Annotated in this window: 11 protein-coding genes; 5 read left to right on the plus strand and 6 right to left on the minus strand. The window is 34.3% G+C overall.

The window, feature by feature from the left end; all coding sequences use genetic code 11:
• Positions 1-2: 2 nt before the first annotated feature.
• Positions 3-1,325 carry a Na+/H+ antiporter family protein gene (locus tag PEPCATONIAE_RS08230; RefSeq protein ID WP_138160665.1) on the minus strand — a complete coding sequence of 441 codons (1,323 nt, stop codon included), beginning with the start codon at positions 1,323-1,325 and terminating at the stop codon, positions 3-5.
• A gap of 783 nt (positions 1,326-2,108) precedes the next feature.
• On the opposite strand from PEPCATONIAE_RS08230, the gene PEPCATONIAE_RS08235 reads away from it, so the two are divergent.
• Together PEPCATONIAE_RS08235 and thiT are read left to right on the plus strand one after the other, a co-directional pair.
• The gene (locus PEPCATONIAE_RS08235; RefSeq protein WP_138160666.1) at positions 2,109-5,129 is read left to right on the plus strand and encodes an ATP-binding protein; all 3,021 of its coding nucleotides are present in this window, start codon (positions 2,109-2,111) and stop codon (positions 5,127-5,129) included.
• Between the two features lie 116 nt (positions 5,130-5,245).
• A complete protein-coding gene (gene thiT, locus PEPCATONIAE_RS08240; RefSeq protein WP_138160667.1) occupies positions 5,246-5,776 on the plus strand; it encodes an energy-coupled thiamine transporter ThiT in 531 nt (176 codons plus the stop codon).
• 65 nt (positions 5,777-5,841) lie between these two features.
• On the opposite strand, the gene PEPCATONIAE_RS08245 is transcribed toward thiT, so the two are convergent.
• Entirely contained in the window at positions 5,842-7,131 is a 1,290-nt protein-coding gene (locus PEPCATONIAE_RS08245) for an S-layer homology domain-containing protein (protein WP_138160668.1), read from the minus strand.
• A gap of 101 nt (positions 7,132-7,232) precedes the next feature.
• On the opposite strand from PEPCATONIAE_RS08245, the gene PEPCATONIAE_RS08250 reads away from it, so the two are divergent.
• Positions 7,233-8,228, plus strand: coding sequence for an MBL fold metallo-hydrolase (locus tag PEPCATONIAE_RS08250; RefSeq protein ID WP_218975537.1), 996 nt, complete (start codon positions 7,233-7,235; stop codon positions 8,226-8,228).
• A gap of 66 nt (positions 8,229-8,294) precedes the next feature.
• Entirely contained in the window at positions 8,295-9,266 is a 972-nt protein-coding gene (pta, locus tag PEPCATONIAE_RS08255) for a phosphate acetyltransferase (protein ID WP_138160669.1), read from the plus strand.
• A 54-nt stretch (positions 9,267-9,320) separates the two neighbouring features.
• Here pta and PEPCATONIAE_RS08260 read toward each other — a convergent pair whose 3' ends face one another.
• The 4 genes from PEPCATONIAE_RS08260 to PEPCATONIAE_RS08275 form a co-directional block, all read right to left on the minus strand.
• Entirely contained in the window at positions 9,321-9,887 is a 567-nt protein-coding gene (locus PEPCATONIAE_RS08260) for a hypothetical protein (RefSeq protein WP_138160670.1), read from the minus strand.
• Positions 9,888-10,036: 149 nt separating this feature from the next.
• Positions 10,037-11,980: a TRAP transporter permease gene (locus tag PEPCATONIAE_RS08265; protein ID WP_138160671.1), complete on the minus strand. Its 1,944-nt coding sequence runs from the start codon at positions 11,978-11,980 to the stop codon at positions 10,037-10,039.
• A gap of 39 nt (positions 11,981-12,019) precedes the next feature.
• Complete coding sequence (locus PEPCATONIAE_RS08270; protein ID WP_138160672.1) at positions 12,020-13,090, minus strand: TAXI family TRAP transporter solute-binding subunit; 1,071 nt, start codon at positions 13,088-13,090, stop codon at positions 12,020-12,022.
• A 246-nt stretch (positions 13,091-13,336) separates the two neighbouring features.
• Positions 13,337-14,554: a glycosyltransferase gene (locus PEPCATONIAE_RS08275; protein ID WP_138160673.1), complete on the minus strand. Its 1,218-nt coding sequence runs from the start codon at positions 14,552-14,554 to the stop codon at positions 13,337-13,339.
• A gap of 141 nt (positions 14,555-14,695) precedes the next feature.
• Here PEPCATONIAE_RS08275 and PEPCATONIAE_RS08280 point away from each other — a divergent pair, with 141 nt between their 5' ends.
• Positions 14,696-15,166 (plus strand): sigma-70 family RNA polymerase sigma factor, encoded by a 471-nt coding sequence (locus PEPCATONIAE_RS08280; RefSeq protein ID WP_138160674.1) that lies wholly within the window; start codon positions 14,696-14,698, stop codon positions 15,164-15,166.
• The last annotated feature ends 4 nt before the right edge of the window (positions 15,167-15,170 follow it).

The following is a 15,170-nucleotide window of genomic DNA, read 5'->3' on the forward strand; positions in this document are numbered from 1 at the left end:
AATTAAAGCATCATTGATCCTATTACGCCACCGATAATTAGGAATACGTCGAAGGCTATAAAGGTAGGAACGCAAGTGTCCCAAATGTGATTGTGTTGACCGTCGGCATTAAGTCCTGATGTAGGTCCAAGAGTTGAGTCTGAAGCCGGTGATCCCGCATCTCCAAGAGCTGCCGCAACACCTATTAGAAGTATTGTTGCATGTGGTGAGAAGCCAAGTTTCATACATAAAGGAACATAAATTGCAGCAATAATAGGTATTGTTCCAAATGAAGTACCTATACCCATTGTAATTAGAAGTCCAATTAAAAGCATTATAAATGCTGATACAGCCGGTGATCCTTGCATATAGCCTGCAGCTGTTTCTACAAGAGATTCTACTGCTCCACTTGAAGTTAATACATTACCATATCCTGCAGCAACAAGCATTACAAAAGCTATAAAGCCCATCATGTCAATGCCGCCGTTCATAACTTCATCAATATCTTTCCATTTGATACATCCTGTAATAACCATAGTAAGAAGTCCTGCAATTGCAGCGTAAGGTAGAGATGTTGTAATTATAGATACAACAACTGTAACTAAGCAACCTATAAGTGCTCCCCAAGCTTCCTTGGTCATTTTAACTTCTCCTTGATCTTCTTCCTGTCCGGGAACAGGTAGGTCTTCATAATGTCTGTCTCTTCCGTATAGAAGAAGCACTGTAAGAACAAGTCCTACTAACATTGACGCTCCGCCTATCCACATTACACTTGCAGTATCCTTAATAGTAACTGCCATACCAAATTGAGTTATATTGTCTTCAAGTATTTGGTGAAATATTAGTCCAAATCCTACAGGAATTGATACATAAGGCGCTTTTAGACCGAAGGTAAGGGCGCAAGCCACTGCTCTTCTGTCTATTTTAAGCTTGTTCATTAGAGGTAGTAGCGGTGGGATCAAAATAGGAATAAATGCGATGTGTACCGGTACCAAGTTTTGTGAAAAACAAGCTATAAATGCAAGGGCAAATATCATTACAAATTTTTTGCCTTCCAATACCTTTGAAAGTTTTTTGGATAAAATTGTACCAAGACCTGACTTTGCAAGTCCGTAAGCAAAAGCTCCCAATAATATATAACTTAGTGCCGTAGCTGAGTTTCCACCCATTCCGTCAATTAACACTTCGATAATATTATTAGTTGCACCTTCTTGATAAATAGGCATTCCGGCAGTAAGGCCTGCAACTATTGCAGCTACTAGAATGGATAAAAGCACGTTGAACTTAATAAGGCAAAGTGCACACATTACTATTACCGAAATAACCACGGGATTAAATAACAACATTTTTGTACCTCCTTAATATAATATATAAAAACAAGCACAGGCTTGTAATTACCTAAACAATTAACTTATAATTTTATGTAGAAAATAGATTTATCTAATTTAAAAGATTGTAAACCAATAAATTTGTTATAAAATCGTTTTCAAAGCCACCATTCCAAACATTAAACAGAGGTCTTATTAGAACTCTTGCTAGAAAAAGACGGATAAGAGCATCAGTGCTTTAATCAGATATCAAAAAAACGTTATCACTTTATAACTTCTAAAAATATCCCATTAAACAAATACAACTTAGCACTAAGCGGAAATCCCTCTCCGTCTAACCCTAAGTTTAAATACATTAATTGTTTAAATTTTATTTCTGCCTTAATACTATCATTAACTTTAAATAATTTCAAGAAAAATAAAATTAAATTGCAGGTTTATTTCTTAATCCTTAATTTTATTTTTAGAAATTAATATAGAATCTTAAGATGATAAAATTAATATTCTGCGGTTTTTAGACGGTTATGCTTCTCTATTTATTTAATTTATAATTTTCTACTGTTTTACTCTAATCCCTTTTATATAGCCTTATGCTTCAAAATTTTACTTTTAATTTTATCTTTTTATATTTAAATTCTTTATTTATAATCATGTTTATTGACACTAAATTTTACTTGAATTATACTTATAGTCAGATCGAGGGCATTATTATCTGCCTATTCATAGTCTATTTTTAGGCAGACTTACATAAAGGAGTTTTTAGTTAATTTTATATATAACTTATTTAGAAAGGATGTATATATGGCGAAAATCTACGCGAAATTATTCGGAGTTCCGCAAATATTAAAAAATGGAGAAAAAGTCTTTTTCCCCTACGCCAAAATAAACGCTCTAATCTATTATGTAATCATAAACAAAATAGTTTCAAGAGATGAAATGGCAGGACTTTTGTGGCCTGATGAAAATGAAAAAATTGCAAAGAAAAATCTTCGTAACGCCCTTTATCAGGCAAAAAAATGTCTAGACGTGGATTTTATCGTTTCTCCAAAGAAATCTATTTTAGTTCTTAATGATCAAATAGATATTCAGTCCGACACGGATATTTTTAGCAGAGATCCTAAGAATAATCTTGACTTATACACTGGGGATTTCCTACAAGGTTTCTTTTTAAAGGAAGCGGAATCTTACGAGTACTGGATAACGAATAACAGAAGTGCCTTTCAAGATAAGTTTACTTCAGAGGCTTATCTTAAAATCGAAAATGACATTGAAAATGAAAACTACGATAATATAGAACAAAGAATTAACAGACTTGTTCAAATAGATGAGTTTGATGAAAGAAACTTCAGACTTCTTATGAAGTTTTATCAAAAAACCGGGCGAAACGGCAAGGTTGTAGAAACCTATCACGACTTGTCCAAGCTTTTATCCAACGAGCTTGGTGTAAGTCCTGATGCAGAAACCAAAAAAATTTACGATAAGTCCATTGAGTTAATAAACTTATCTAATACCAAGAAGAAAATTTCCGATCAATTTTTCTATGGAAGGTACAAGGAAATAGCAAATATTGAAAACATACTGAATAATTTTAAGGATGAGGGTATTGCAAAATCCATTTACCTGTCAGGGGAAGCCGGAATAGGAAAAACATTTTTAAAAAACAAGGTTCTTAAGAATCGAAAAAAGGATTTTTTAGTTATAGAGGCTTTTTGCTATCAAGCTGAACAAGGATACTCACTAAGGACTTTATCTGTAATTATTGATAGGCTTGAAGAAATCCTAAAGGATAAAGGAATAGAAATCTCAAGCTTTTGGAACAATACTTTAAATAATATAAATTATGACGAAAGTCACAGCAACATAGAAATGCCTGTATTTGAGTCCAAAGGACCTTTAAGCTCGGAAATACTTTCTCAAACTGTTATTGAGATTATTAAAAAAATCAGTCTTAGCAACAAGTTGATTATAGTAATTGAAGATATGCAGTGGATGGATCAAACTTCAATAAAGCTTTTAACTTCAATTATGCTTCACCTTAATAACGAAGCTCTTTTCTTTTTAACATCAAGACAGCAGTATAACATAGAGCTGGACAATTTAATTTCATCACTCCAAAGATACGACAAAATTGAAAAAATCGAACTTAGCAGATTTGACTATGAAGATTCTTGGGACTTTATTAAAAAGGCCCTACCTGATAAGGAAATTGACGAGAAAATTTCCAAAAAGATTTATTCAGAAAGTGAAGGCAATACTTTCTTTTTAGCAGAATATGTGAACCTTCTAAAGTCAAATAACGACATTGATATTTTCAGCTCTGAAATGATGGACACTCTTAAGTCCAGATTCCTTTACCTGTCTAAGGAAGAAAGGGATATTTTAAATATGCTGAGCTTTTTCTACGACAAGGTTGACATAGGTATAATTTGTCAACTGACCGGCCAGACAGAATTTAAAGTTATAGGATTTTTGGAGGAGTTGGAAAAAAGAAACATAATTAAAGAGATATCAAAATCCGACAATATAAGTATAGTTTTCACTCACTCGAAGCTTAGAGAATATATTTATATGGTTCAGCCTGATTCCAAGAAAAAGATTATCCATAAAAAAATTGGAGAAATTCTTGAAGAAAAGCTTTCTGATAAAAAGAAAAACCCTTACCTTTATTCAAAGCTTGTTTACCACTTTGATAAAGCTGGAGAACTTCTAAAGGCCTTCAGATATAAAATTGAAACTCTTAATTATTACTTAAGCTTTTCCCATGAGCTCTTTCCTATTCTTACAGTTCAGGAGGATTCAGAGGACAATATTTATATTTCAAGAGACCAAATTAGGGAAATGTTTGAAAGTCTTACGGAAAATTTCAATCAGCTTAAGTCCTCCTATCCTTCAGAAGAATTAAATTTAATTGAAATTGAGTTTTTCTATATGAAGGGACGTTATCTTATAAGAGAAGGTAATTATGAGGAAGGTCTAAGCGACATAAGATACGTTATAGGAAAAGCTGAGGAAATTGGAGAAAGAGATTTTGTACTTGACAGTTATAAGCAAATTATTTTCTATGATATTCAGACCAACAGTCCTGAAGAAATGGTTAAGTATATAGAGTTGGCACTGGATCTTGCAGTAAAGTGTAATTATCACAAGGAAATAGGTATTCTTCTAAGACTCAAGGGCTTGTATAATATAATGGTAGGTAACTATATAATGGCTGAAAGACTTCTTAATGAATCTATTACCACCCTTACAGTTACCAAAGAGGTTGCAGACAGGTACTCAATTAACATAGCTGCAGCAAATAATTATATAGGTGAGTTAAGGGCCCTGGATGGAGATTATGATGCCGCTGTTGAAAGATTTAAAAAAGCGATTGAGCTTTCAACAAATAAAAATGCCCTTTCATCCCTTTCAATTTTCTATATTAATTTAGGCAAAACATACTTTGCCAAAAATGAAATTGAAAATGCTAAAAAATACTTTAAATTAGCCTATAGCTTGTATGGCAAATTCGACTCCTTCTGGAAGAGAACAGTACTTGACTCCTATATGACACTTACTGAAATTAAACTTAATAACTTAGAGGAGGCTAAAGCTCACCTACTATCTGCAATGGGCTCTTCAGACACTATGAAAGACCCTAGAGATCTTGGAACTCTTAACTTTGCTCTTTACTTTATAGCTAAGGAAGGAGAAAAAGATAAAACTATTAAAGAAGCATTTAAAGATCTTCTTTCAAAAGAACCTTTACAATATAAGGAAGAAGCGTTAAAATATTTAGATAGGCACAGAGATCTTTATGAAATTAAAATCTTAAATGCCTAAAAAAATATTTTAGGGGAGCAGACGCTGAGAGGAATTAATATTCGACCCTTGAGCTGATCCGGATAATGCCGGCGTAGCGATTGTCTTCTCACCTATTCTTTGAAAGGTGATTTTTTATGGACAAAAAAACAAGAATCTTAACTCAGGCAGGAGTTATGATTGCCATGTCTCAAATTTTATCCTATGTAAAATTTTTTCAAATGCCTCAGGGAGGCTCAGTGACAGCGGCAAGCATGGCACCTGTCATTATTTTTAGTCTGATTTGGGGCGGCAAATACGGTTTGCTGGCTTGCACCACCTATGGCTTTTTACAATTTGCCTTTGGTGGAGAAGCTACGCTTAGTATCTGGTCAATACTTCTTGACTATATCCTTGCCTTTGGTCTTTTAGGTATAGCCGGCTTTTTTAATAAGGACCTTAAATCCGCTCTTTTCGGTACAACTCTGGCTATGTTGCTTAGATACCTTTGCCACTTCCTAAGCGGCTGGCTTATATTCTATATGTACGCACCGGAAGGACAAGCCCCTTGGTTGTATTCACTAATCTATAATGCCTTTATGATACCTGAAATTATAATTACCCTTCCTATAGTGGCAATTCTTTATAAAAGGGTTATTGAAAAACATCTATTAGATACTACTAATTAAAAAACAGGCTTCACATATAAGTGGAGCCTGTTCTTTTAATATTTTTTTCAGCAATAGGAAGCCTTTTAAGGTTCATTATTAACTTCTTTTTTTATAAACACAGCCTCTATAGTTGTGTTTTCTTTTATTATAAAGTTATATTCTTCGTCAAGAGTTCTCTTAGGTCTACCATTTACTAAAAGATAATCCAGTTTCATTCCCTCAGGTGAATGTATCTGAACCTGTACCCTTTCATTTTTGTTAAAAAATCTTCCCTTAGAGCAGCTTAAATGCTCTTTAAGTATAAGCTCCAATCTTTCATTGTAGCCTTCATCGTCAAAGGTTATAGTTATGCTTTTATCCCCTGAGTCCATATTTATATAGCTTGTCGCTTGGTATCCATAAGGGGAAACAGCTTTTAATAGGTATCTGCCCTTTTCTAAGGTTGAGCCGCTTATAAATGGCTGATTGTTAATATAGTAGTTTGCATCTACAGGGTTTCCCGAACTGTCTATTGCATTTATAAAAAGCCTGGGGTCCTGTAATTTTATTTTTAAAGAGTCCCTTGCCTCTCTTATTTCCTTTATAGACTCACTTACATCATAATCAGTAGCCCAGGATGCCAACAAAATTCTCTCTCCTTTTGCAATGGCTTCATTTAATCTTTGTGCACTTTCTTGACTATAGTTTGAAAGATTCAAATTTCTGGAATCGTTAACTAAAAATATCAACTCATTACAAAGCTCCTGACTTGGTCCCTGGGGCTTAGATGGAGTTTCCATTTTATATAAAGCTTCTCTTCCATATTTTTTTATAGCTAAACTGATAATTTTTGAGGCCTCTCCTCTTGTAAGACCTGAATTCGGTTTTAGGTTTGAATTACCGTATCCCTTAATTATTCCGTCTTTTAAAAGTGCTCCTATATAGGATTTAGTCAAAGGGTCAAGGGTATCTAGGTCATTAAAATACCTATAGTTATCCTCCTTATCTGATAATCCATAAATACTTCCTAAAATATTTATAAAATCTTTTCTTTCTATATTATCGTCTTTAAAATCTCTGTCATAATTTATATATCCTGCCTTAACCGCTCTTTTAAGCTCTTTTATATACCAAAGGTCCTTATCTTTATAGTCAAGATCAGATTCTTCCGAAAAGTTGAAAATTCTATTTATTATTTTATATATTTGTGATTTTTTAATAGGTTCATCAGGTCTGAAGCTTCCATCCTCAAATCCGTTAATAAGTCCTTCATCGTCCATATAATCTATGTATTCTTTTGCCCAATGCCCTTGAATGTCCTTGTATTCTGAAGCCTTTAAGCAAGTAGGAATTAAACAAAATATAAGTACTGTCAAAATGAAAGTTCTTTTCATTTCATCCCTCCTCTATATTATGATAACTCTTCAAATAAAATAAATCAATTTTACCTTTTATTTGTACTTATTTAAGGTACAATGTTTATGGAGGTAAGTGAATGGACAACATAACTGAAGTTTATAAAAATATTTATAGAGCTGTAATCCCTTTAAGGGGCAATCCCCTGAAATCAATTAACATATTTATAATAAAGGGTGAAGATAAAACACTTATAGTTGACACAGGCTTCAATACTGAAGAAGTAAGATCATGTACCGATGATTATATAGAAAAATTAAATATAGACCTTAATAAAACCATTGTCTTTATAACTCATCTTCACTCGGACCATACAGGTCTTACAGGCTACTTTACAGAAAAGGGCGCCAAGATTTACATGCCAAGTCTTGATGCAGAAATAATGGATGATATGAGAAAATCCAATGGTAAGTATTGGAAGAGAATACAAGACTTTGCACATATACAGGGACTTGGCGTTGACGGACTTAGAATAGAGGATCACCCTGGCTTTAGATTCAGAACAAGAGATTCCTTTGACTTTGTTGCAAAAAATCCGGGAGATGAAATTTCCCTAGGCGACTTTAATTTTAAGGTAATCTCCCTTTCAGGTCATACTCCGGGAATGGTGGGACTGTACGATAAGGATAAAAGCATACTTTTTTGTGGAGATCATATTCTATATAAGATAACTTCCAACATACAGTTTTGGGGTTTTGACTTTGGAGACTCACTTGGCAATTACCTTAAAAACCTTAAAAAGGTAAAAGAGCTTAATATAAAATACCTATACGGTTCCCACAGAAATCGTATAAGAGATGCCAATAAAAGGATAGATGAGATTTTCCTTCATCATGACAAAAGGTTAAAGGAAGCCTACAGCGCTTTAGAAAATGGTCCCTTAACTCCAAGAGATGTTACTGTAAGAATGAAGTGGGATATTACGGCAAAGACCTGGGAAGAATTTCCTAAATCTCAAAAGTGGTTTGCCGTAGGAGAAGCTCATGCTCACCTTGAACATCTTAGAACCTTGGGGAAAGTGGATTATATTGACAAAAATAAAGATGGTGTCCTTTATTATTTTATAAAAAAATAATATATTCATCTGTTTATCTTAAAGTTTTTAATATATAATTTTATTAGAATATTGCAAGGAGGCAAAATGGATTTAATAAAAGAATTAAAAGAAAAAATTAAGGAAAAGAAACCGGTAATTGTCTATCCTGAAGGAGAAGACCCGAGAATTCTTGCTGCTGCTAAAAAACTTCAAAATGACGGTTATGTAAGACCTATTATACTGGGTAAAAAATCCGAACTTGAAGCCACTGCAAAAGATTTGGGAATAGACCTATCTAAAATCAACTACATTGACCCAAATGAATATGAAGATCTGGATTACTTAGTTGAAAAGCTTATGGAAAGAAGAAAGGGAAAGCTTGATGAAGAAAAGGCAAGAAAATTAATTCTTGACCCTAACTATTTCGGAACTATGCTTGTATATACAGGCAAGGCTGAAGGAATGGTATCAGGTGCAGCCCATACAACAGCTGAAACTGTAAGACCTGCTTTACAAATTATTAAAACTAAAGAAGGCGTTAAAAGAACAAGTGGTGCCTTTTTAATGCTTAGAGGAGAAGAGGTTTATCTAATGGCGGACTGTGCCATTAACATCGAACTTGACTCACAAGGCTTGGCTGAAGTAGCTGTGCTTTCAAATGAACTTGCTAAACAATTTAAAATGGATCCTAAAATTGCTATGCTTTCCTTCTCAACTAAAGGCTCAGCATCCCATGAGCTTGTAGACAAGGTTGCAAACGCAGTTAAACTTGCTCATGAAATGGATCCTGAAATGAAAGTTGACGGCGAATTTCAATTTGACGCAGCTTTTGTTCCTGAAGTTGCTAAAATTAAAGCTCCAGGCTCAGAAATTGCAGGACATGCAAATGTATTTATCTTCCCGTCAATAGATGCAGGAAATATCGGTTATAAGCTTGCTCAAAGATTTGGAGGCTTTAGAGCAATAGGACCTATTCTTCAAGGACTTAATGCTCCTGTAAATGACCTTTCAAGGGGTTGTACATCAGACGAAGCTTATTACCTAGGTATAATAACAGCTGCTCAAACTATGATTTAAAAATAAATCTCTAAATAAAATACCCTGTAGACCTATCTTATCTACAGGGATTTTTTATTGCGCCGGTTTAAGCTCTATATCAAAATCTAAAGTTTCTATTTCGTTGCCTGTGCTTTTTACTCTTATTTCACTATCTTTATCAGGAATCTTCCCTCTTTCTTGATCATTATAGAAATAATGTCCTTCACTTATATTTTCCTTGCCAAGTAGTGCTTCCATTACATGCTGATTACCAAAATATTGGGTCTTTTGGTCATGCCCGTCCATAGTAATAATAAATTCAATTTTATCAATGTCTTCAATACCTTCTACTTCTTCACCAACATAGCTTATGTAGGTTTCCGCCTTATAAAGAGGTCTGTCATCTTGAAACTGTAAATATTCAGGAGAGTCTTCTCCGTATTCTTTTTTAATATGGTTCAAGTCCTCGTCGGAAAAAATAGAAATTTTCATAACAATATTATAATTTTCATCAGATCCGCTAAATTCTTTTATGACTGAAGGGTTGCAAGCTGTATCGTTAGGTCCACCATCTACATTTTCATTATTTTCATCTTTTCCTTTGCCGCAGCCTGTTACCATAAAAGCAAAAATTAAAAGGACCAGTAATATCTTTTTCATTTCCTCACCTCTTTAATATTTTACCCGATTTTTTTAAATATTTCACAAAATAAATATAAAAATAATATTAAGTGCTTATTTGGATGCCTTACAAACATAAAAATAAATCCTCCCAACAGTTTCCTGTAAGAAGGATTTATTAATTTAAATTATAAGTTTACTTCTTCATCCTTTTTTATAGCTACTCCTGATTTATACATTACTAGGAAGAAAACTATACCTACAATGCCTATAATATCTGTAATTGTTTCAGGAATTACAAGTACGAAAGCAATTACTAAAAGTAAAATTCTAAAAGGCATTTTTATAGTTTTTCCTACCCAGCCCTGCATGCCCGCAGCTAAACAAATACACCCCGTTATACCCGTTGCAAAAGCTTGAAGTATTCCAAGAGCGGGACCTTGCATAAGTAATGCTTGATTGTAAACAAACATATAAGGAATAAGGAAAGCTACTAAGCCTATTCTAAAGGCTGTAAGGCCTACCTTCCACATGTCAGCCTTGGCAAGAGCCGCCGCAGCATAACTTGCTAGAGCTACAGGAGGCGTAATTACACTTATAGCGCAGAAGTAGAATATAAATAAGTGAGCTGCCATAGCCGGCACTCCAAGGTTTATTAAAGAAGGTCCTATAGCTGAACCTGCTATTGCATAAGCTGCAACAGGAGGCACGCCCATACCTAATATAATTGATACAATCATAGTAAGTATTAAAGCTATAGCCAAATTTCCACCTGAAAGTTCAACAAGTAAAACTGAGAATCTGTGTCCCAAACCTGTTAAGCTCATTACTCCTACTACTATACCTGCAGTAGCACAGGTTGAAGCTACTGAAATCAAGTCCTTAGGTGCAAGCGCCAAAGATTTTAATATTTGCTTAGGCATTACCCTATCTCTAGTAGATTTCTTTACAGCTCCGAAAACTATTATTGAAATTGCTGAATAAGCTGCTGATTTAAGAGGTGAAAAACCTACAACAGTTAAGAAGAATAGAAGTACAAGGATAGGTAATAAAAGCAATCCGTGTTTTTTTCTAACTTCATTAATTGTAGGAAGTTGGTCTTTAGGTATACCTAAAAGTCCATTCTTACCTGCCTCAAAGTCAACCATTGCAAACAAACTTATATAATACATTAGTGCCGGGATAATAGTTGCAAGTACAATTGTAGAATAATTTACAGAAAGTACTTCTGCAATTAGAAAGGCTGCAGCTCCAAGTACCGGAGGTGTTATTTGTCCTCCTGTAGAGCTTACCGCCTCTACAGCACCTGCAAATTCAGGTCTGTATCCGGTCTTTTTCATTAAAGGTATTGTAAAGGTTCCCGTTACAGTTACATTGGCAACGGCTGAACCTGATATTGCTCCGAAAAGTGAACTTGAAAGGATAGATACCTTTGCAGGTCCCCCTCTCATGCCTCCGGCAATAGCGGTTGAAAAGTCTATAATAGCTTCACCACCGCCGGAATTGTTAAGCAAGGTTCCAAACAAAATAAACATAAATACGAAAGTTGATGAAACCCCTACAGGTTCACTGTAAATACCTTGAACTCCAAATAAGAAACTTATAATTCTCTTATATGAATATGCCGGGTGACTGAAAAGTCCCGGAAGATTTGAACCCCAAAGAGCATAGGCTAAAAATACAAAGGCAATTATAGGAAGTGCCAAGCCTGATGTCCTTCTTGAAAGCTCAATTATTACAATAATAAGAAGAGTACCGAAAATTACGTCAGGTAAATTCGGGTTTACACCACTTCTTATTACTATGTTTTCATAGTCATAAATTACATAAACTATAATTCCCAGTGCTGCTAGGAACAATAACCAGTCTATAATGGAAGGTTTTGTATTAGAAGCGGATTTATAGCCTTTCATATACAAGAAGCCTAGCATTGCAAGTACAGACACGTGTACAGACCTAACTAAAAACGGATCCATAGGTTTTATAAACAAAGTCCATAATTGCCATACTGACATAAGCACTCCGATAAAATAAGTTATCTTTAGAAAATTAGCATCTAATTCCCTGGAGTTACTGGTTTCAACGTCAAAACTTTTTTCATCTAGGGCTTCTTCTTTCTTCTTTCTGAACATTCGCTCCTCCTCTCCTGTCTTTTAAGATAAGCAAATAAATTAGTCTATAGGTTTAGCAGCATCAGGTACTTCTATTCCCATTTCTTGATAGTATTTATAAGCACCTTTGTGTAGAGGCATTACTATACTCTTAACAAGTTCAGGATCCATAGTTTCAAATCCTGCAAAAGCTTTTACTAATTCGGCCTTATTTTCAAAAACTGCCTTTGTAAATTCGTAAACTATTTCCTCAGGCATATCTGCTCTAAAGAAGTATACGTTGTAGTCAGCAAGTGTAGGTACGTCTTTATCTTGTCCAGGATATGTTCCTGCTGGTAAATTAACCTTCATAAAGAAAGGCATTTCAGGTATAACCTTGTCAGCTTGTTCATCAGAAATACCTATTATTTTTGCTCCTAAAGTGTTAGCACATTCTGAAACAGCACTTGCAGGTGTTCCCATACTACTTCCGAAAATGTCAACAAGTTTATCTCTTAACATATTAGGTGAGTCTGAGAATGCAGCGTTTACAAATTTAGAAGGTTTAACTCCTAAAATTTCAAGTACGTTTTTAGTATATTGATCTGATGTTCCTCCTGCAGGTCCACCACAAGCTATTTTGCCTTCAAATGCTGAATAGTCTTCTGCACTTTGATCAAGAGTCCAAGCGTGCATATAAGCAGGTTGAATACAGAAGCCTGCTCTTAGAGTCTTTGCAGGTTCTTGTCCTTCAAATAGGCCTTCGCCCTTAGATGCTTGGTAAGCTGTACCTTGAGAAATTATAGCTGTAAGCATTTCTCCTGATTCAATTAGGTTACAGTTTTGAATTGAGCCTCCGGTTACTTCTGCTGATGCAGATACTCCAACCTTTTGCCATTCATTTACTAAAGCTCCACCTGCTGCATATAGTGCTCCGCCTATACTTGCGGTACCTATACCTACAGATTTTACTTCAGTCATTTCTTCAATTTTTGGTTCTTCGCTTGAATTTTCCTTAGCATTGTTTTCTGTTGCGGTAGTATTGTTTGTTTTTGCGGTGTTTGCGTTTTCCTTCTTACCGCAAGCAGTTACTACTGAAAGCATCATAACCATAGCTAATAATAATGATAATAATTTCGATGTTTTTTTCATGTTTTATCCTCCTTCGAATAATAAATATTTTAACATCCGTCTTCTATTCTAATATAAATAAGCTTCCATTTCAATACATTATTATTTCTTTATAGCAAATCAATAAAGTATCAAAAATCCATTAAAATAGAGAAAACGTTTCTTACAACATAATTATATCAAAAAAACCCTGTGATAAAGTGAAATTTTTTTCACAATTCTTTCACATTTCAAAGGGTTTATTTTGATCGAATTATAAATTAATCTCTAGTCAAGATATGTCCTGATTATAGACTTAACCTTTCTTATAGGTCTTGATTTTAGGGATACATATTTAAAATTTTTAATTACTTTACTATAAAGTCCATATACTGATTTTGCAAACTCCTCTTCTCCATAAATTTTGGAGCTTTTAAGAGCATTCTCGGACATTTCTATAAGCAGATCCGGGTTAGATGTAAGATATGTAATTTTATCTTCAAAATCCTTATAGGAATCTATAAAGTATCCATTATATCCGGGTTCTAACATACCATCTAGGCAATTGTCATACTTGCATAAAATAGGAAGTCCGTTTGCCAAAGCTTCTACGTAGGTGAGCCCTTGAGTTTCAGATTGAGAAGCACAGACAAATATGTCGGAAAGCTTATAGTATTTATAGACTTGGTCAGGAGATATCATACCGGTAAAATAGATTTTGTCTTCCCCTGAGTATCTTTCTATAAGTTCCTCCACCATAGGGCCTCCTCCTGCTACTACAAGACTGAAGCCTTTATGACTCTTTTTAAATTCTATAAAGTGATTTATAATTTTTTCTATGTTTTTTTCCTTGGCAACTCTACCTAAGCTTAAAAGGATTTTGTCAGAGGGATTTATTCCCATTTCCCTTCTAAGATTCATCTTATCCTCTTCAGTGAACTCCTGGTTAAACTTTGAAAGATTTATTCCTGTAGGTATTACTACCATGGGATTGGTAAAGCCGTAATTTTTAAGATTTTCCTTTACCTTTTCAGTAGGGGTAATTATATATTCAAAGGCCTTCAACCATTTCTTTAATAAAACCCCAACAAAGGTCTTACCCGCCTTCTCAGTAGCGGCGGACTTTAAAGCGTATCTTAAATAATGTTCATACATGGTGTGATAGGTGTGAACCATAGGAGCTTTAGTTCTTATAGATATAATCTTTGCAAAGTTCATAGTAGAAAATTCGCACTGGGTATGTATAATGTCAGGTCTCCACTTAATAAGCTCTTTTATACACTTATTTTTTATAGAGAATGAAGCTCTTATATCGGGATAAAACCCTACAGGAAAAGATGACACATAATATATATCTCCTTCCTTGTAACTTCTCCTACTTCTTGAAAGGGTTAGAATCTTTACCTCCACCCCCATTGCCTTTAGGCTTTCATAAAGATTTACTACTGAAGTTACAACTCCATTAACTTGAGGTTTGTATAAGTCTGTCGTTATTAGTACTTTCATATTCCTTCCTCCAATGTTATTTTATCATTAGGCCTGTAAAAAACAATTAAGGACAGGCAAGATTAATATTAAATTTTTATTAATTTATTTAATATGGAACTTTTTTCTTAAATTTAAGTCTAATTAGGTGAGGAGGTAGACATGAACAGAAATGAGGCTTTTAAAAATTTAATTAACAATCGTGAAGACAAGCTCTACAGAATCGCCTTTTCATATGTAAAAAACAGAGAGGATGCTCTGGACTGTCTGCAAGCCGCCCTGCTTAAAGGGCTTGAAAATTTCAACACTTTAAAAGATCCCTCTTACTTTGACAGCTGGATGGTAAGAATTCTTATTAACCAGTGTCTGGATTTAATTAAAAATAAAAAATCTGATTTATCCTTTAGTGATGAAATTGATCCCAAGGAATTCGAAAGATCCCCCGAAGAAACTATAGATCTAATTAACTCCATCGGTCTTCTTAGTGGAGACCAAAGGGAAATAATTTTTCTAAGGTACTTTATGGGACTTAACTATAAGGAAATATCATCTAAGCTTAACCTTAAAGAGGGTACTGTAAAAAGCAGACTTAACAGAAGCATAATTAAATTAAGAGAATTATTTAACAGTTAGGAGG

Origin of the sequence: Peptoniphilus catoniae, assembly GCF_901447155.2 — a bacterium.
Classification (GTDB): Bacteria; Bacillota; Clostridia; order Tissierellales; family Peptoniphilaceae; genus Peptoniphilus_E; species Peptoniphilus_E catoniae.

What these genes read in the sequence shown, in the direction of transcription:
- PEPCATONIAE_RS08230 (WP_138160665.1), bottom strand. Translation starts at nt 1,325, where the DNA reads ATGTTGTTATTTAATCCCGTGGTTATTTCGGTAATAGTAATGTGTGCA.
- PEPCATONIAE_RS08235 (WP_138160666.1), top strand. Translation starts at nt 2,109, where the DNA reads ATGGCGAAAATCTACGCGAAATTATTCGGAGTTCCGCAAATATTAAAA.
- thiT (WP_138160667.1), top strand. Translation starts at nt 5,246, where the DNA reads ATGGACAAAAAAACAAGAATCTTAACTCAGGCAGGAGTTATGATTGCC.
- PEPCATONIAE_RS08245 (WP_138160668.1), bottom strand. Translation starts at nt 7,131, where the DNA reads ATGAAAAGAACTTTCATTTTGACAGTACTTATATTTTGTTTAATTCCT.
- PEPCATONIAE_RS08250 (WP_218975537.1), top strand. Translation starts at nt 7,233, where the DNA reads ATGGACAACATAACTGAAGTTTATAAAAATATTTATAGAGCTGTAATC.
- pta (WP_138160669.1), top strand. Translation starts at nt 8,295, where the DNA reads ATGGATTTAATAAAAGAATTAAAAGAAAAAATTAAGGAAAAGAAACCG.
- PEPCATONIAE_RS08260 (WP_138160670.1), bottom strand. Translation starts at nt 9,887, where the DNA reads ATGAAAAAGATATTACTGGTCCTTTTAATTTTTGCTTTTATGGTAACA.
- PEPCATONIAE_RS08265 (WP_138160671.1), bottom strand. Translation starts at nt 11,980, where the DNA reads ATGTTCAGAAAGAAGAAAGAAGAAGCCCTAGATGAAAAAAGTTTTGAC.
- PEPCATONIAE_RS08270 (WP_138160672.1), bottom strand. Translation starts at nt 13,090, where the DNA reads ATGAAAAAAACATCGAAATTATTATCATTATTATTAGCTATGGTTATG.
- PEPCATONIAE_RS08275 (WP_138160673.1), bottom strand. Translation starts at nt 14,554, where the DNA reads ATGAAAGTACTAATAACGACAGACTTATACAAACCTCAAGTTAATGGA.
- PEPCATONIAE_RS08280 (WP_138160674.1), top strand. Translation starts at nt 14,696, where the DNA reads ATGAACAGAAATGAGGCTTTTAAAAATTTAATTAACAATCGTGAAGAC.